Here is an 18825-nt window from a genome sequence, read left to right as displayed (position 1 = left end):
TCAGGCGGGGAGGGAAAAAGTTTCTGCGACAAGCTGCGGGGTCAGCACATCGCCGATGGCTCCGAACGCGACCTGTTGTGTGTTGAGCACAAGCACCTCGTCGAAGAGCGCCGGTGCGTTGGCAATGTCGTGGTGGGAAGCGATGATGAGCCGACCCTCGCCCGCGAGTTTTTCAAGCAGCTCGCCCAGAAGCTGCGAGGCGTTGCGGTCGAGGCCGGTGAAAGGTTCGTCGAGGAGCAGGACGTGCGCCTCCTGCGCGATGGCGCGTGCGAGGAACGCACGCTGCTGCTGCCCGCCGGAAAGCTCGCGGATCTGCCTGTGATGGAGTTCGTTGAGGTTCAGGGATTCCAACGCAGCATCCACGGCGCGCGTGTCCTCTTCGGAAAATTTCCGCCACCACCCGGTCTGTGGGTAGCGCCCCATCTCGACCAGGCCGCGGACAGTGATGGGAAACGACCAATCGATCTCCTCCCGCTGCGGAAGGTAGGCGAACTCACGCGACCACTTTTTCACAGCAGTCCCCCGCCAACGGATCTCGCCCGAGCTTCGTGGCACCAGCCCGGCGATCGCTTTTAGCAGAGTCGATTTCCCGCCCCGTTTCGGGCCGATCAGCGCCACACGGTTTCCGCAGGAGGTCGCCATCGAAACCCCGCTGAGTGCGAGGATGTCGCGGTAGTATACGGATAGGCCCTCGACCACCAGTTCGTGGTGATGTCCATGGTGCGCGCAGCATTCGTGGCTTGTGTGATCCTCCTCCATGTTCAAAACGGCAGCTCCACGAAATCGTCGATGACACCCGTTGCGTCGAAGACGTGGGTGAAGGTTTTCTTGCCCTCCGTCTCCACGACGAGCTTGGCAAACATCCGCGGGACGCCCGTCCTCTTCGGATCATTCGGCAAGGCCTTCAGGGACACAATCGGATCCGAAGGATCGATGAGTGCGGTTCCGGAAAAATCCCATTGTTCCTGGCGGGTCAGCTCAACCGCCCCACCACCGATCTCCAGCTCGATGGAACCCACAGGTCGCGAGAGACTCAGAAAAATCTTGGCCGGGATCCGTGAACTCTCCGGAGTTTGGGGAGCATCCACGACCTGGCCTAACGGCAATGTCGCACCTCGATGGGTCAAGCGCGCGAAGCCGATCCCCGATGCCACAAGCAGCGCCAGAACCAGAAACGTGCGTACCAACGGGGATCCCCTCACGCAACTAATGTGCATTAAGCGGATGGGGTTTGCAACCCCTTTGCGGAAGCCTTGGCATTGGGTTCCCAGTCCTTTGCAAAGGGCTTGCAAACCCCTTCTCCTTATTCAGAAATCCGTCCCCGCCTCATCCAGATCAAGCTCCTTGATCCAGATATTCCGGTAACGGACATCGTGACCTTCGCACTGGAGCTTGAGGCCGCCGGGGCGGTCGGTGATTCCTTTTCCGCCGTCGTTTCCGCCGTCTATCCCTGAGTTCGGACCACCCCAGACCTGGTTGATCGTGACATTTTCGTGAACCTTCTCGCCGTTGAAATAGACCGTGACCTTCGCCTTCTCGGTCAGCTTGCCATCGGTGAAACGGGCGGCGCGGAAGACGATGTCGTAGGCATTCCATTTCCCGAGCCCTTTGTAGAGATGGTAGGGCGATTCCGTCTCGTTGATCACCGCGCCCATGCCGTGCTTGGTCTTGTCGCCATCCTTGATCTGGATCTCGTAGCGGTTCTGGAGATAGACGCCGCTGTTTCCGCCCTTGTTATTGACGAGAAACTCAATGTGCAACCGAAAGTCGCGGTATTCCTTTTTCGTGACGATATCCGCCGCACCGTATTGGCCTTTCGAAAGCGGATCGTCGGTCTTCATCGCCGAGCCTTCATCGACCGGATCCTCCACGATCTTCCATTTGATCGGCATCGCGGAGGCAAAACGTGGCCCCTCCCAGTAGATCCATTTCGCATCGAGCATCTCACGGGTGCCATCGAAGATCACCTCCGCGCCCTCAATGGGCTTCGCGCCGACACCGACTTCGGCGGCGGAGACAAAGGAAACAGAGGCAGCAAGCAGAAGGGCGGCGATCCTAGGCATGCCATCGATACGCCAGGAACAGGCGCATCGTTTCAAGAAATCCCCCGTGGCGGCGATCTTCGCTCGCCCACCTTTTTCCTTCCCGCCCGCCCGGTAATCCCTAGAAATGACACGCCCAACACCGCATGACCGAAGACCACAAGAAGATCCTCCAAACCCAGCTCTGGAACATCGCCAACACCCTGCGCGGGAAGATGGGCGCGGATGAGTTCCGGGACTACATCCTCGGCTTCATCTTCTACAAATACCTCTCCGAGCGGATGCACCTCTTCGCCGACGAGATCCTGAAGCACGACGGCATCCGGTTCGACCAGATCGACGACACCACGAAGCAGGGGCAGGAAATGCTCGCCGCCATCAAGGAAGAAGCCATCGAGCGCCTCGGCTACTTCCTGAAACCCACTGAACTCTTCCACAAGGTGGCGGAGAAGGGCGCGCAGAAGACCGACAACTTCATCCTCGAAGACCTCACCGCCGTCCTCAAGCACATCGAGGCCAGCACCATGGGTCACGCCAGCGAGGACGACTTCGAGGGGCTGTTCGAGGATCTCGATCTTGGCTCGTCCAAGCTCGGGAAAACCGAGAACCAGAAAAACGAACTCATCGCCAAGGTGCTCAGCCACCTCGACAAGATCGACTTCCGCCTCGCCGATACCGAGGCCGACGTGCTGGGCGATGCCTATGAATACCTCATCGGCCAGTTCGCCAGCGGCGCGGGGAAGAAGGCGGGCGAGTTCTACACGCCGCAGGAGGTCAGCACCATTCTGGCGAAGATCGTCACCACCGGGAAGAAGAAGCTCAAGAGCGTCTATGACCCCACCTGCGGCTCCGCCTCCCTGCTGCTGCGCGTGGCCAAGGAGGTGAAGGACGTCGGCCACTTCTACGGCCAGGAGATGAACCCCACCACCTACAACCTCGCCCGCATGAACATGATCCTGCACGGCGTCCACTACCAGCGCTTCGACCTGAAGAACGAGGACACCCTGGAGCATCCCGCCCCCGAGCATGCCGACCTGCGCTTCGATGCCATCGTCGCCAATCCGCCCTTCTCCGCCAACTGGTCCGCCAGCGCCATCCATGAAAATGACGACCGCTTCAGCGCCTACGGCAAACTGGCTCCGAAAACCAAGGCCGACTTCGCCTTCGTCCAGCACATGGTCCACCATCTCGACAACGGTGCCACCATGGCCTGCGTCCTGCCGCACGGTGTCCTCTTCCGGGGCGCGGCGGAGGGACACATCCGGAAATACCTCATCGACGATTGCAACTACCTCGATGCCGTCATCGGCCTCCCGCCCAACATCTTCTTCGGCACCGGCATCCCCACCTGCATCCTCGTGCTGAAAAAGCAGCGCGAGAACCCCGACGACATCCTCTTCATCGACGCCAGTCAGGGCTTTGAAAAAGTGGGCAATCAAAACTATCTGCGTCCCGAGCATGTTGAGCGTATCGTCAGCACCTACCGGAAACGGGAGAGCATTGAAAAGTTCAGCCAAGTTGCGGAGTTGAGCGAGGTCGAGGAAAACAGCTTCAACCTGAACATTCCGCGCTACGTCGATACCTTCGAGGTGGAAGACTCAGTGGATTTGGAAGAAGTCGCCGGGAAACTGGCGGAGCTAGAGAAGAAAATGGGTGACACCGACAAGGTAATCGCTGGGTTCTGTGCGGAGTTGGGAGTCAAAGCGCCTTTCTGAATTATGACCGCGTCTCCAAGCATACCGAAAGCACCGCGTCTGAGGTTCAATTCGTTCCGGGATGACTGGATTGAAACTCCAATGGGTAAGTTGATGTCGTTCAAAAACGGCTACAACGCAGGAAAGGAGCAATACGGATCAGGAATCAAGTTCATCAACGTATTGGACATCATCGAGAACGATTTCATCGTTCATGACCTTATCATCGGTTCCGTGCAAATCCCGGATCGGGACTTCAAAAAGAACGAGGTAAAATACGGGGACATCCTGTTTCAACGCAGCTCTGAAACTCGTGAGGAGGTCGGTCAGGCGAATGTCTATTTGGATAGGGGTAAGTCAGCTACGTTTGGTGGCTTTGTAATTCGCGGCAGGCCGATTAGGGAGTTTGATCCCGTGTTCTTCAATGGAATGCTGAAGACCGCCAAGCCGAGAAAAGACATGACCTCCCGCAGTGGCGGCAGCACACGCTACAACATCGGACAGGAATCCTTGGAAGAGGTAACCGTATCAATTCCCTCCCTCCCGGAGCAGCGGAAGATCGCGGACTTCTTGACGGCGGTGGATGGGCGGATTGGGCAACTGAGCCAAAAGAAAGCCCTGCTGGAGGACTACAAGAAGGGCGTGATGCAACAGCTCTTCACCCAAGCCCTCCGCTTCAAAGACGACCACGGCAACGACTTCCCCGAGTGGGAGGAGAAGAAGTATTCCGAGATCTACACGTTCCAGAACACCAATTCTTATTCCCGCGACCTCCTTACCTACGAAGGCGGCGAAGTCCGAAACATCCACTACGGGGACATCCACACGAAGTTCAGGAGCAACTTCCACCTTTCCAAAGAGGTTGTTCCGTTCATTAAACCGGAAGTGGAACTCAAGCGAATTTCAAAGGACTGCTACTGCCGGGTCGGAGATTTGGTCATTGCTGATGCTTCGGAGGACTACGCCGATGTCGGCAAGTGCATCGAGATCATAGAACTCGGGGAGAAGACTCTTGCCGGTCTCCACACCTTTATCGCCAGACCACGGAAAGGCGCAGTATCTCCGGGGTTCGGTGGTTATCTCATGCAGTCCAGGGAAGTCCGCCTGAAGATCATGACAATCGCCCAAGGGACGAAGGTGCTCGGACTTTCCAAAAACATGCTCTGCAACATCAAGCTGCCGATCCCGCATACCGCCGAACAAACCAAGATCGCCAACTTCCTCACCGCCCTCGACCGCAAGATCGAAAGCGTTTCCCAGCAGATCACCCACACCCAAGCCTTCAAGAAAGGGCTGCTGCAGCAGATGTTTGTGTAACTTCGTTCCATCTCAATTCACCGATGCTCCCCGTTTCCCTCCAATCCGCTTCTGACCTCGAAACCTTGCGCGAGTCCTGTGAACTCGAATGCAAGCTGGCGGCGGGGCAAGACGGTAAGGGTGAACTGCCCCGGGATTTCTGGAAAAGCTATTCCGCCATGGCGAACACGAACGGCGGTGTCGTTCTGCTTGGCGTGAAGGAGAAAGGCGGTGTCTTCACTTTCCACTCGATTGTGAATCCGGACAAGATCCTCAAGGACTTGTTCGATACGGTGAACAACCCCGGCAAGGTGAGTGTCAACCTGCTGAGCAACGAGTCGGCGCAAACACTGGTGATCGAGGGGCACACGATCATCGCCGTGGGAATACCCCGTGCATCCCGGCGACAGCGCCCGGTCTTTCTCGATGGCAATCCGCTTGGCGGCCATTGTTACCGCCGCCTGCATGAGGGCGATCAGCGGATGAGCGACGAGGATGTGAAACTCATGCTGGCGGAGCAGCAGCACGACAGCCTGGACGATGAGTTGCTGCCGACCTATACGATGGCGGATCTCGATTACGGCACGCTCAAGGTCTATCGACAAACGCACACCAACCTGAATCCCGGCCACGTCTGGAGCGGCTTGGACGATTTGGATTTCCTCCGGGCCATCGGCGGCTGGAAGCGGGATCGGGAGAGCGAGCAGGAAGGACTCACCAAGGCAGGCTTGCTGATGTTTGGCTCCCACCGATCCATCCGCGAGGTGTTCCCAAACTTCTTTCTGGATTACATGGAGCGTCCGGAATCGAAATCGGACAAGCGCTGGATCGACCGCGTGACCTTCGACGGGACATGGGCCGGAAACCTCTACAGTTTCTACCTCAAAGTGTATCCCAAACTCACAGCGGATCTCAAGGTGCCCTTCCAGGTGGTGGACGGCCTGCGGCAGGAGGATTCTCCTGTGCATGTGGCGCTGCGTGAGGCACTGGCCAATGTGCTTGTCCACGCGGACTACCGGGACCGGGCGAAGATTTACGTCGTCAAGCGTCCCGACATGTTTGGATTTCTCAATCCCGGTCTGATGCGCATCCCGATTGAAACGGCGGTGGAAGGCTATGAATCTGACTGCCGTAATAGGACGCTCCATGAGATGTTCCGCTACGTGAATATCGGGGAGCAGGCTGGAACCGGCTTGCAGAAGATCCTCGCGGGTTGGGCGACCCGACATTGGCGCAAGCCGCTCATCCGTGAGGAAATGGAGCCGAACAACCGGACGATTCTGGAACTGCACATGCTGGATTTGTTCGATCCGGGGATTTTGGACGTCCTACGGATTTCCTATGGTCCGGCATTCGTGGAGCTGGAAAAGAATGCCCAACTCGCCCTCGCCATCACCCTTTCCGAGGGTCGGCTGACCCACACCCGGCTGGCGGAGTTGAGTAATTTGCACCCCTCGGACGTGAGCAAGGTGCTCCGTTTGCTGGTGGAGAAGGGCTTCCTCAGCCTCACCGGCAGCGGGAGGGGGGCAGTTTATCGTTTCACCCAAGTGGCGGCGACCAATCCTGACGATGTTTTCGGCTCAGGCAGCTCCACAACTAGCGCGCCGAGCTCTACAATTAGTGCGCCGAGCTCTACAATTAGCGCGCCGAGGTCCACAATTAACGAGGGGGAAGAATCTCAAAATCGGGATGAAATGGGGCGCTTGATCTCAGACAAGTTCCACCTGCCTTTTGTCGATTCCATTGACGCCCTCACCCCTGAATTCCTTGCAGATTTGGAGTCCGTGGCAGAGCTACCACGAACCAAAGGGCGGATGCAACGGAAGGAATTCGAGGATTTGATTGTCCGGGTTTGCGAAGGGCATTTCATCACGATCGGTTCCCTAGCCAGAATCCTGAATCGTGGGGAGAGGACTTTGCGGCAGGATTACCTCTCAAAGCTGTGCAAGGAACAGCGGTTGCGCAGGGCGTTTCCAGACACCCCGAATCACGAGAAACAGGCCTACACCAAAGCCTAATTTCCCAACGCGCCATGCCACCCGTCACGACCATCACCCAAGCAGAACAGGTTCTCGAAAATGAACTGGTCTCCCAGCTCATCAGCCAAGGTTACTCGCAGGTGGCGGTGACGGATGAGGCGTCGATGCTGGCGAACCTTAAAGCGCAGTTGGGGGCTTTCAACGGCCTGGCGCTGACGGCGGGCGAGTTCTCCAAGGTGTTGAACCACCTGAACCGCAAGGCAGGCGTCTTCGAGAAGGCGAAGACCTTGCGCGACCGGATGAAGCTGGATCGGGAGGACGGGCAGACGGTTTATCTGGAGTTCTTCGACTCGGTGAATCCGCTGCGGAACCTCTACCAGGTGACGCAGCAGGTGGCCATCGAGGGCAGCTACAAGAACCGCTACGACGTGACCATCCTCGTCAACGGCCTGCCGCTGGTGCAGATCGAGCTTAAACGGCGCGGGCTGGAGATGAAGGAGGCTTTCAACCAGATCCAGCGTTACCAGAAGCACAGTTACTGGAGCGCGCAGGGACTGTTCCACTTCGTGCAGCTCTTCGTGATCTCCAACGGGGTGAACACGAAGTATTACGCCAACGCCCGGAAACAGTCCTTCAAGCAAACCTTTTACTGGGCAAGCGAAGACAACAAGACGATCCGCGAGCTACCCGCCTTCACCACGGCTTTCCTGAACCGGGAGCATCTGGGAGGGATGATCGGCAAATACACGGTGCTAAACGAGACGGACAAGATCCTGATGGTGCTGCGCCCGTATCAGTTCTACGCAGCCGTGGAGATCGTGGAACGGGTGATCCATCCGCCGGATACCGACCCGAACGGCTACGTCTGGCACACCACGGGCAGCGGCAAGACGCTCACTTCCTTTAAGGCGGCGCAGATCATCACCGGCCTGCCGAGCGTCTATAAAGTGGTCTTCTGCGTGGATCGGAAGGATCTGGATTACCAGACGATCAAGGAGTTCAACGGCTTCAGCAAAGGCAGCGTGGACAGCACCAACAACACCAGCAAGCTGGTGCAGCAGTTCACCGACGACACCAAGCTGATCGTCACCACCCTGCAAAAGCTGAACACCGCCATCAGCAAGCCGCAGTATCTCGCGCAGATGGAGAAGCTGCGGGACGAGCGGATCATTTTCATCTTCGACGAGTGCCACCGCAGCCAGTTCGGCGACACGCACAAGCGCATCACGGAGTTTTTTCGCAATCACCAGATGTTCGGTTTCACCGGTACGCCGATCTTCGCCGAGAACGCGGCTCCGATGAAGGCGGCGCGGTCGCACAAGACGGAAACCTATGGGGTCAGCATGGCGGCGGAAGACCCCGTGCCCTATCGGGTTGTTGAAAAGTCAGGGAGCGGCGTCAACCGCACGACCAAGGATCTCTTTCACAAGAAGCTGCACAGCTATCTGATCACGGATGCGATCAAGGACGAGAACGTACTGAAATTCGCCGTGGAATACGTGGGTCGATACAAGCGCAAGCCCGGCACCGCCACGGAAGTGGACATCGAGGTGGAGGGGATCGATACCAAGGAACTCATGGAGTCCCCGGCACGGCTGGAGAAGATCACCGACTACATCATAGCTAATCACGCGGTGAAGACCCGGAACAAGGAGTTCACCGCGATGATGTGCGTCAGCTCGGTGGACGTGCTGATCAAGTATTACGAGCTGTTCGCCAAGCGGAAGGCGGAAGGGAAGCACAAGCTGAAGATCGCCACCATTTTCAGCTACACCAGCAACGAGGAGGACAAGGATGCCGACGGCATCCTCGACGAAGGCGGCGAGATCATCGGTGGCGAGGGCGGCAATCCGCACACGCGGGAGAAGCTGGACGGCTTCATTTCCGACTACAACGCGATGTTCGGCACGAACTTCTCCACCAAGGACACCCAGAGCTTTTACAACTACTATCAGGACATCGCCAGGAAAGTGAAGGAGCGGAAGGTGGACATCCTGCTGGTGGTGAACATGTTTTTAACGGGATTCGACAGCAAGACGCTGAACACGCTCTACGTGGACAAGAACCTGCGCTACCACGGACTGGTGCAGGCGTACAGCCGCACCAACCGCATCCTCAACGAGGTGAAGAGCCAGGGGAACATCGTGGTCTTCCGCAACCTCAAGAAGCGCACCGATGAGGCCATCGCGCTGTTCTCCAATGTCCACGCCAAGGAGGAGATCTTCGTGCCGCCCTATGACGAATACGTCAAAGCCTTCAACGAAGCCGTGATGCATCTGCTGGCGCTCACGCCCACGGTGAAGAGCGTGAAGGATCTGAAGGACGAGGAGGAGGAGCTGAAGTTCGTCAAAATCTTCCGTGAGCTGATGCGCCTGCGGAACATCCTCGAATCCTTCTCAGAGTTCGACGACGGTGATTTGACCCTGCCCGCCCAACGCTTCGCCGACTACCGAAGCGCCTATCTGGATCTCTACGACAAGGTCAAGACGGACAACACCAAGGAGAAAGCCTCCATCCTCGCGGACGTGGACTTCGAGCTGGAGCTGATCCACCGAGACGTGATCAACGTCCAATACATCCTCACCCTGCTGGCAAGGCTCTACGACGCGGACGAGGCAGAGCAGGCCGGCATCCGCAAGCTCATCCTCGACAGCGTGGCGGGCGACATCGAACTCCGCAGCAAACGAGAGCTGATCCAGAAGTTCATCGACAGCAACTTGCCGAAACTCGACTCCTCCGCCGAGATCCCCGACAGCTTCGAGGATTTCTGGGAGATCGAACGTGCCGCAGCATTCGACCAACTGGTGAAGGAAGAACAGCTCGATGCGGACAAGCTCAAGCAAGTCATCGACCGCTACGTCTATACCGGCCAGGAGCCGTTGCCAGACCCCGATATCGTGGATCTGATCAAAAAGCCGCTGGGAATACTAGAACGTGGCCCCACCCGGAAGCGGGTGCTGGAAAAGGTGGTGGACTATGTGGAGACGTTCATCCGTGGGGTGGCGGCGTAACGGGGTATCTTGACCCGTCTATCTCCCGAAGTAGTCCGTGATCGCTTTCACCAAACCCGGGATGTCATGCTGTGCGGCTTCGACGGCGGGTTTGTGGTCGAGTTCCTTGAGCGTCGCGGAAGTCACCGGGCCGATGCTTGCGGCAACGCATCGTTCCGGCCATGGGAGGTCGAGGGCGAAGAAGTGCTCGGCGGTGGAGCTGGAGGTGAAGGTGACCATGTCCGCGCCGTCCTCGATGAACTTCGCCTGTGCGCCGGTGTAGTCGTCCGTTTCCGGAACGGTGCGGTAGGCGATGCATTCGTCCACGATGGCGCCGAGTTTCATGAGGCCGTCGTAGATCACGTCGCGGGACTCGGCGGCCTTCACCCAGAGCATGGTCTGGTTCTCGACGTTGATTTCCTTGAACGCCTCGATGAGCCCTTCGGCGACAAACTGCTTCGGCAGCAGATCCACGCCGATCCGGTATTCGCGGATCTTCGCCGCCGTGCCGGGGCCGATGGCGGCGATCTTGGGATTGCCGAGGCTGCGGGCGTCCTCGTAGGTGGCGAAGAATGCGTCGAAGAATTTCTCGACCCCGTTCGGGCTGGTGAAGACGAGCCAGTCGTATTCGTGGGCGTGGGTGACGCCTTCGGCGAAGCCCTCGCGATCCTCCGGGAGCTCGATGCGGATCGTGGGAAGCTCGATCACATCCGCGCCGAGGTTCTGGAGCCGCTTGCTGAGATCGCCGGCCTGCTCGCGGGTGCGGGTGACGACGATTTTCTTCCCGAACAGCGGGCGTTTCTCGAACCAATTGATCTTCGCACGCTCGTTGACGACGTTTCCGATGACAGCCACGGCGGGAGAGGAAAAGCCCTCCTTCTCCGCGATGTCGGCGATGGTTTCCAGGGTGCCGACGATGGTCCACTGCGAGCCGGTCGTCGCCCAGCGGACGAGGGCGATCGGGGTATCCTTTTCGGCTCCGTTCGAGATGAACGAGGATGTGATCTCGCGCAGGCGGGCGACGCCCATGAGGAAAACCTTCGTCCCCGGGGTCTTCGCGAGCTGGGCGTAGTCGATGGACGAGTAGCCCTTCGTCGGATCCTCGTGGCCGGTGAAAATGGTGAGCTGGGTGTTGTGATCGCGGTGCGTGACAGGGATGCCCGCATAGGCCGGGCCGCCGATGGCGGAGCTGATGCCGGGGACGATCTCGAAGGCGACGCCTGCCTCTGCAAGCTCGGCGGCTTCCTCGCCGCCGCGGGCGAAAATCATCGGATCCCCGCCCTTGAGCCGCGTGACGATCCTGCCGTTCTTCGCATGATCCACGATGATCTGGTTGATCTGATCCTGCGGGACGGCATGGTCTTTCGCGCGCTTGCCGACGTAGATTTTCTCGCAGCCGGGCTTTGTCCAGCGCAGGAGCTCGGGGCTGCTCAGGGCGTCATAGACGAGCACGTCGCAGGTTTCGATGCACTCCTTCGCGCGGAGGGTGACGAGACCGAGATCGCCTGGGCCGGCGCCGACGAGATAGCAGATTCCTTGGGTGGTCATGTGAGTGTATGGAAAAGTTCGTGGGCGGTTTTTATCGGGTCTGTGCCGGTAGCGTGGCCGGTGCGCGGGGTGCCGCCCTCATCCGGGAAGACGCGGGCGAAGAGGCGGATCGTTTCCCCATCGAGATATGAATACACCCCGACCGGGGTGTGGCAGCCGCCATCCAGGAGCCGCAGGAACTCGCGCTCGGCGGTGGCTTTTGCCCATGTCGCGGGATGGTTGATGGCTTTTGCGAAAGCCAAGGCATCCGCATCGCCGTCCCGGATCTCGAGGCCGATGGCGCCTTGGCCTGCGGCGGGATAGAAATCGCTCTCCGGCAGGCGGGTGGCATGCACGTTGGGGAAATGGTTCACGGTCTCGTCACCGTCCGGGGCGATCTCGGGGAGAAAGCCCAGCCGCACCAGCCCGGCCTCGGCGAGCAGGATGGCATCGTAATCCTGATGCTCGGCGAGTTTCATCACACGGGTAGGGACATTTCCCCGGAGATCGAGGAGTTCCAGATCCGGGCGGAGGAATTCGATCTGCTTCGCGCGCCGCACGCTGCTGGTGCCTACTTTCGCCCCCGGTTTCAGGCCAGCGAGCCCGCCGCCGGTCTTTGTCAGCAACACATCGCGGACGGGGGCGCGCTCCAGGGTCGCGACCATGGCAAAGCGCGCATCCACCACCGTCGGCATGTCCTTGAGGCTGTGCACGGCGATGTCGATGGAGCCATCCGCCAGCGCCTCCTCGAGTTCCTTGATGAAAACGCCCTTGTCAAAAGTCCCCTCCGCCTTGGCGACATCGGCGAGCGAGACATCCGTCCTACGGTCGCCGGTGGTGCTGATGATTTCCCGGCGGAAAACGACATCCGGAAAGGCAGCCCGGAGCAAGCCTTCCGTCGCCGTGGCCTGCACCAGCGCCAGATCGCTGCCCCTCGTGCCGATGATGATCACTTTCCGCATGATAGTTTTCGCGGGACGCTGCCCGCCCCCTCCATGCCGCCCATTGCCGCTTCGTGCAAGGTTAAGAAATCGGGCGCATCCCTTTCCGGGACTTTCTTTCGGGCAGACCGGGGTTATTCTGATGTCGGGAAATGTCCTTGCAAATTCGTTGTGAGGCCGATAATCCCCCTCCCCGTCCGCACCCGGACAAGCGTTTCCATGAAGTTGGCCAAACTGATCGACATCGATCATATCCTGCTGGATATGAAGGCCACCGAGCATTGGCCCGCCATCGTGGAGCTGGTGGATTTCCTTTCCGAAAAAGGCGACATCCCGAAGGAATGCCGGGAAGACATCCTCACCGCCCTTGAAGAGCGCGAGGCTCAGGTCAGCACCGGCATCGGCTCGGGCGTGGCCATCCCACACACCTTTTCCGATACGATGGAGGAAGTGGTGGCGGTTCTCGGAAGATCCAAGGCCGGGATCGACTTCGAAGCGCTCGACAACGCCCCCGTCCATTTCATCATCCTCTTCATCGTCCCCCGCAAGGACTACCACCTGCACCTCCGCACCTTGGCGGCGATCGCGAAAATGTTCACCAACTCCGAGGTGCGCCGCAAACTTGGAACCGCCGGATGCCGCGACGAAATCCTTGCGATCCTCGATCCGAAGCCGATCCGCACAGAGCAATCCGCCTGAGGCCGCCCACCGGGTTCCAGCGTTTCAGTTTCCAGCCTTCCAGCATTTCCTTCCCTGCATGACCCTCCTCCAGAATCTCGAATCCCGGCTGTCCGGCGCGCTTGAATCCGTCCTTGGCGAAGCCACACCGCCGAACATCGAAGCGGCCGCCGACCTGCGCTTCGGCGATTACCAGAGCAACTCCGCGATGGTGCTGGCCAAAAAGCAGAAGACAAATCCCCGCGCCCTCGCCCAACAGGTCATCGATGCCATCGATCTCGGCGACCTCGCCACAGCGGACATCGCCGGGCCGGGCTTCATCAATTTCCGCATCCTTCCCGCAGCTTACGCCGCCCATGCGGAGGCCTTGCTCAAGGACGACAGGCTGGGCGTGCCGGAACCGGGCGAAGGCAAGCGGGTGGTCATCGATTTCTCCGCCCCGAATGTCGCCAAGCCAATGCACGTCGGCCACATCCGCTCGACGATCATCGGGGATTCGCTCTGCCGCATCGCGCGCTTCCTCGGCTACGAGGTCATCGCCGACAACCACATCGGCGATTGGGGCACGCAGTTCGGCATGATCCTGCACGGCTGGAAAACCCGGCTCGATCACGGTGCGCTGGAGAAAGATCCCATCGCGGAACTGGTGCGCGTTTACCGCGAGGTCAACGCCGCCACCAAGGACGATCCCGCCGTCCTCGATACCTGCAAGGCGGAGCTGGTGAAACTCCAGGCCGGCGACGCGGAAAACCTCACAATCTGGCAGCAGTGCATCGATGTCTCGAAGGCCGGTCTCCAGAAAATCTACGATCGCCTCGATGTGAAATTCGACCACTGGCTGGGCGAGAGTTTCTACAACGGGATGCTCCCCGGCCTCGTCGATGAGTTCCTCGAAAAAGGCCTGGCCCGCGAGAGCGACGGGGCGGTCTGCGTGTTTTCCGGGGGGGAAAAGCCACCGGGCGAAGACCCGTTCAAGGTCCACAAGGAGGACGGCTGGACCGACAACCCCGCCATCATCCGCAAGGCCGACGGGGGATTCCTCTACGCCACCACCGATCTCGCCACGATCAAATACCGCATCGACGAATGGAACGCCGACCAGGTCTGGTATGTCGTCGGCGTCCCGCAGCAGCTCCATTTCCGCCAGCTCTTCGATGCCGCCGCCCGCTGGGGCAAGACCGGCGACTTCCGCCACATCGCCTTCGGATCCATCCTCGGCGAGGATCGCAAGCTCATGAAAACCCGCTCCGGGGACAACGTCGGCCTCACCGATGTGCTGGAGGAAGCCATCGAGCGCGCCGCCGCAGCCATCGCCGAGAAGAACCCGGATCTCGTCGGCGAGGAGGCGAAGGAGATTTCGGAAATCGTCGGGATCGGTGCGGTGAAATTCGCGGAACTCTCCCAGAACCGCCTCACGGATTACGTCTTCGCATGGAACCGGATGCTCGCGCTCAACGGCGACACCGCCCCCTACCTACAGTATTCCAACGTCCGCATCCGCTCCATTTTCCGGAAACTCGAAGGCGGGTTCGACGGGAAATCGGCGACCATCGTTTTGGAAAAACCCGAGGAAATCCACCTCGCCCGCCTGCTTTCCCGCTTCGGCGAGGTCGTCCCCTTCGTCCTCGAAGACCATAGGCCCAACCTGCTGGCGAACTACCTGCTTGAGCTGGCCCGCGCCTTCCATTCCTACTTTGAGGCCTGCCCGGTCCTGAAATCGGAGGAGCCGATCCGTTCCAGCCGCCTCGCCCTGTGCGAACTGAGCTCCAAGGTGCTTGAAAAAGGCCTCGGCCTGCTTGGAATCCGCTGCCCGGACAGGATGTAATTCATCCAACGCGTATTTCAGCGTTCCAGTTTTCAGATTTTCAGCTTTTATCCAGCCATGGAACCATTCTACGTCATCGGCCACAAGAACCCGGACACAGATGCCGTGTGCTCGGCCATCGGCCATGCCGCCCTGCTGCGTGCCAGCGGCGAAGAGCCGGAAGCCATCGCAGCCCGCTGCGGGGAGGTTTCCCAACGGACGAAATGGGTGCTGGAAAAGGCGGGCTTCGATGCACCCTTGCTGCTGACCGATGCCCGCACCACCTCCGGGATGATCTGCAAGAGGGAAGTCATCCAAGTGCGGCCTTCCGACACTTTCCTGACCGCCTACAACCGCATGCTTGCGGCAGGGATACGCTGCGTCCCCGTGATCAACGACGACGGCTCGGTCGCAGGCATGCTCCAATACATCAACCTGCTGAAACTCCTCCTGCCCGACAACACGGAGGGACTCAGCGTGAGGACGGTGCATGCCTCCCTGCACAACCTCGCCGCCACCCTCGATGCGGAAAGCCACGGCGCGGGCATCTGCGATCAGGACGCGGAGGAGGATCTCATCCTCCTTGTCGGCGCCTCCTCCCAGGACACGGTGAAATCGCGCCTCGATGAGGCGACAAGCGACGGCAACGTCGGCCAGTTCCTCGTCATCTGCGGCGACCGCCCCATCGTCCAGAGGCTCGCCATCGAGAAAGGCGCCCGCGCCTTGCTTGTCACCGGGATGAACAAGATCTCCCAGGAAATCAAGGACTTCGCCATCGCCAAGGGCACGGTCCTGCTCCGCTGCCGCCAGGACACGGCGAGCGCCAACACCCTCATCCGCTGCTCCCGCACCGTCCGCCACGTGATGGAAACCAATTTCATCTCCGTGAACGACATCGAGCCGGTCTCCAAACTCCGCAAGCAGCTTGTCTCCGCGGACCAGGGATCTCTTCCGGTCATGGAAATCGGCTCACACAAGATGCTCGGAGTGATCGCGAAATCGGATCTCGTCGATCCCCCCCGGCTGCGCTTCGCCTTGGTCGATCACAACGAATACGCCCAGGCGATTTCCGGGATCGAGGAAGCAACGATCACCGAAGTCATCGATCACCACCGCCTCTCCGGCGACCTCGTCTCCCGCGAGCCGATCCGCTACCTCAACGAGCCGGTCGGATCCACCAGCACACTCGTCGCACGGAAATTTTTCCACCGCGATCTGATCCCCGCGCCGGGAGTCGCGCTCTGCCTCTGCGGCGGCATCGTCTCCGACACCCTCTGCCTGACCTCGCCGACCACCACCAAGCTCGACCAGAAAATGCTCACTTGGCTGAGCGGAATCGCACGCGTGGATGCCAAGGAATTCGCCGAGGAATTTTTCGCCGTCGGCTCACTCATCGCCAACGGCACGACCGACGAGATCATCCACACGGATCGGAAGGAGTTCAACGAGCAGGGCAAGTTCATCAGCATCTCGCAGGTCGAGGAACGGGACTTGCACGGCTTCAAGGCACGCCGCGAGGAGTTGGAAACCGCGCTGCGCACGCTCCAGTATGACAAGGGGTATGACATTGCCGTCCTCGTCGTCACCGATGTGGCGCTGCTCAAGAGCATGGTGCTCGCCGTCGGCCCGGAAAATGTCATCGCCGCGCTTCCGTTCAACCGCATCGATGAGAACCTCTACCTCGCCCCAGGCGTGGTTTCGCGCAAACGCCAGATCTTCCCCGCCGTCTGCGATGCCATCGAGCATGCGGACAGGGTCTGACCACTCCGGCGCCCGGCCTGCCCCCATCCGACCAGCCTGCCGTCATCTGGCAAAGGCGATTCCCCTCGATATCCATCGCGGACTGCTCACACTGACAGCTAGCCATGAACAACGAAGCCCCCTCCCTTCCAACCACCCCCAAGGCAAAACACCACCTGCGCTTCCACATCGGCAGCCACCATCTCACATCGGCCTTCGGCTCTGATGGCTTCGGGAAAAAAGCGGAATCCTTCGCCCGCTTTTTCGGCACGCCCACCTTCATCATCAGCCAGACGGTTATCGTCGGCGCCTGGATCATCCTCAACGCGGCGGGTGTCGTCCGCTTCGACCTCTACCCGTTCATCCTGCTGAACCTCGCCTTCAGTTTGCAGGCGGCCTACGCGGCACCGCTCATCCTGCTCGCCCAGACCCGCCAGGCGGATCGCGACAAGGCAAACGTGGAAAGCGATGCGCTCCACCGTGAGGAACTTGCGAGGATGGGGGAATTGTCCCAGGCACAGGCAAACGCGAATCTCGAAATCCTCCTCGACCTCATGCGCAAGAACACGGAACTGACGGAACTCACCCACACCCTCAGCTCGCGCATCGCGGATCTCAGCACTGAAATCCGCGATCACATCCGCTCCAACAGAACATGAGTTCCCATGAACCGGCTCGCAAACCGCTAGCAGACAGCTCGCAAAAATCCGCTCCATCGGGGGAGCGATTGTCGGCACGCGTTTCGCGCTGGCATCCTGCTGGCCGAAACTCTCCTTTGTGAGTGCCGAGCCGAAGGCGGCCTGAGGGAAATCACTCCCCCACCACACACGGCACCAGCACCCCATCGCTCATCCCGTGGATCTTCTTCTTGTCCGCGGGCACCAGCGTCGCAAGGCAGCCGCCGAACTTCGTCTCGCCGCTCCTGTCCGTGAAAAAATACGGGCACAGCCGCGCCCTGACCTCGGTCATCCTCACGCCGCCATCCTCCTGATAGACCGGATGCTCGAAGCGCCTGCCCTCGTGGAATTCCTGCATCAGCCATGGCTGCTCCGCCGATTGCGCCAGCGCCGCGCCCAGCCGCTCCTTCCACTCCGCCGACGAAAGATCATGCCCGATGAACACACCCCGCGAGCCCCAAGCCGTTTCGTGGAATCCGCTGATCTTGAGCACCAGCTGCCTCTCCTTCTGGGAAAATTCCGCCACCTCATCCCACGAATGGGCGTTGATCCGTGGCAAGGCCGCGTGCGGCGGCAGCGGCTCGGGATCGAGCACCCAGCCGAAGGGAATCAGCTCCCGCAACCGCCGCAACTGACTCCCGCGCAGCGATTGCTCCCAGGTTTTCTTCAGCGCGGGCGACCAGAACAAGGCCAGCCAGAGCTTGTCCTCAAGGTGGGCCTTGAAAGGCGGGGTGACGCGAACCCCTCCCTTCGCCGACCGCTCCGCGAGCTTGCGGAAATTCGGCATGGACTCCCAATCGAACAGCTCGAAGAAGCGGTAGATGTCACGCCCGCATTCCTCATACTCTTCCGCACTTTCCGTCTTCCACCCCTCCCCAAGCCTTCCCGCCAGCCAGTCCATCTCCGCCCGATAGTCCCCCGCCTCCTCGGACACCAGGATATCCCCACCATCCGGCATGATGGATCGGAACCCCTCGACCATGCCCTCCGCACCGCCGAGCACCTCATATCCCGCTTCGGAATAGACCTTGGAAAGCCACGCCGTAATCCCCATGCCGCCCGGCACACCGTCCAGCTCCGTCACCGCGAAGCGCCCCTTCGCAAACATCAGGTCAGGCCGTATCACCCTCGGAAACTGATCCATCATCCCCGCCTCGCGCTGCAAGACCGCCAGCCAATCCGGCTTACCCTCATCGAGCAATTCCGCCAACCATGGGAAAATTTTCCCCGCCGCCGAGCGCCGATACAGCAGATCGCAGGCTTGCTGGAACTTCGCCAACGTGTGCCCCATCGCCACCACCTCCTTCGCCTCCGCCGCACTCAGCCTCAACGGCTCCGGCGACCACTGCCACGCCCCGCCTCCAAACAACCCGCCCTCCGGCAGTTTCCTTTTCAATTCTTCCAAGCCAATCGCCACGGCGCCTACATTCCCCCCACCCCGCAAAAACGCAATGCGG

The 18825-nt window shown here is 60.0% G+C and carries 14 protein-coding genes; 8 read left to right on the top strand and 6 right to left on the bottom strand.

Annotated features, from left to right (window positions below; genetic code table 11):
• From HZ994_17275 to HZ994_17265, 3 genes are all read right to left on the bottom strand, one after another.
• Positions 1-759, bottom strand: a complete 759-nt coding sequence (locus tag HZ994_17275) for an ABC transporter ATP-binding protein (GenBank protein ID QTN33994.1) — start codon at positions 757-759, stop codon at positions 1-3.
• A 2-nt stretch (positions 760-761) separates the two neighbouring features.
• The gene (locus HZ994_17270) at positions 762-1019 is read right to left on the bottom strand and encodes a hypothetical protein (protein ID QTN33993.1); all 258 of its coding nucleotides are present in this window, start codon (positions 1017-1019) and stop codon (positions 762-764) included.
• 288 nt (positions 1020-1307) lie between these two features.
• Entirely contained in the window at positions 1308-2063 is a 756-nt protein-coding gene (locus HZ994_17265) for a DUF1080 domain-containing protein (protein QTN33992.1), read from the bottom strand.
• Positions 2064-2188: 125 nt separating this feature from the next.
• On the opposite strand from HZ994_17265, the gene HZ994_17260 reads away from it, so the two are divergent.
• From HZ994_17260 to HZ994_17245, 4 genes are read left to right on the top strand one after another with little or no spacing between them, the layout of a single operon-like run.
• Positions 2189-3757 (top strand): type I restriction-modification system subunit M, encoded by a 1569-nt coding sequence (locus tag HZ994_17260; GenBank protein ID QTN33991.1) that lies wholly within the window; start codon positions 2189-2191, stop codon positions 3755-3757.
• A gap of 3 nt (positions 3758-3760) precedes the next feature.
• Positions 3761-5053 carry a restriction endonuclease subunit S gene (locus tag HZ994_17255; protein ID QTN33990.1) on the top strand — a complete coding sequence of 431 codons (1293 nt, stop codon included), beginning with the start codon at positions 3761-3763 and terminating at the stop codon, positions 5051-5053.
• Positions 5054-5076: 23 nt separating this feature from the next.
• Positions 5077-7050 (top strand): putative DNA binding domain-containing protein, encoded by a 1974-nt coding sequence (locus HZ994_17250; protein ID QTN33989.1) that lies wholly within the window; start codon positions 5077-5079, stop codon positions 7048-7050.
• A gap of 14 nt (positions 7051-7064) precedes the next feature.
• The gene (locus tag HZ994_17245) at positions 7065-10022 is read left to right on the top strand and encodes a type I restriction endonuclease subunit R (GenBank protein ID QTN33988.1); all 2958 of its coding nucleotides are present in this window, start codon (positions 7065-7067) and stop codon (positions 10020-10022) included.
• Between the two features lie 18 nt (positions 10023-10040).
• On the opposite strand, the gene cobA is transcribed toward HZ994_17245, so the two are convergent.
• Positions 10041-11549, bottom strand: a complete 1509-nt coding sequence (cobA, locus tag HZ994_17240) for a uroporphyrinogen-III C-methyltransferase (protein ID QTN33987.1) — start codon at positions 11547-11549, stop codon at positions 10041-10043.
• Positions 11546-12490, bottom strand: a complete 945-nt coding sequence (hemC, locus tag HZ994_17235; GenBank protein ID QTN33986.1) for a hydroxymethylbilane synthase — start codon at positions 12488-12490, stop codon at positions 11546-11548. The genes cobA and hemC overlap by 4 nt, the downstream gene beginning before the upstream one ends.
• Before the next feature lie 198 nt (positions 12491-12688).
• On the opposite strand from hemC, the gene HZ994_17230 reads away from it, so the two are divergent.
• The 4 genes from HZ994_17230 (at position 12689) to HZ994_17215 (ending at position 17350) form a co-directional block, all read left to right on the top strand.
• Entirely contained in the window at positions 12689-13168 is a 480-nt protein-coding gene (locus HZ994_17230; protein ID QTN33985.1) for a PTS sugar transporter subunit IIA, read from the top strand.
• Between the two features lie 58 nt (positions 13169-13226).
• The gene (gene argS, locus HZ994_17225; GenBank protein ID QTN33984.1) at positions 13227-14972 is read left to right on the top strand and encodes an arginine--tRNA ligase; all 1746 of its coding nucleotides are present in this window, start codon (positions 13227-13229) and stop codon (positions 14970-14972) included.
• A gap of 57 nt (positions 14973-15029) precedes the next feature.
• Complete coding sequence (locus HZ994_17220; GenBank protein QTN33983.1) at positions 15030-16712, top strand: putative manganese-dependent inorganic diphosphatase; 1683 nt, start codon at positions 15030-15032, stop codon at positions 16710-16712.
• A gap of 104 nt (positions 16713-16816) precedes the next feature.
• Positions 16817-17350 carry a DUF1003 domain-containing protein gene (locus tag HZ994_17215; protein ID QTN33982.1) on the top strand — a complete coding sequence of 178 codons (534 nt, stop codon included), beginning with the start codon at positions 16817-16819 and terminating at the stop codon, positions 17348-17350.
• Between the two features lie 151 nt (positions 17351-17501).
• Here HZ994_17215 and HZ994_17210 read toward each other — a convergent pair whose 3' ends face one another.
• Complete coding sequence (locus HZ994_17210) at positions 17502-18779, bottom strand: hypothetical protein (protein ID QTN34432.1); 1278 nt, start codon at positions 18777-18779, stop codon at positions 17502-17504.
• Positions 18780-18825: the final 46 nt, after the last annotated feature.

The organism is Akkermansiaceae bacterium (assembly GCA_017798145.1).
GTDB lineage: Bacteria > Verrucomicrobiota > Verrucomicrobiia > Verrucomicrobiales > Akkermansiaceae > Luteolibacter.
Note: the sequence above shows the minus strand (reverse complement) of the source record. Positions and strands in the feature narration are given on the sequence as shown.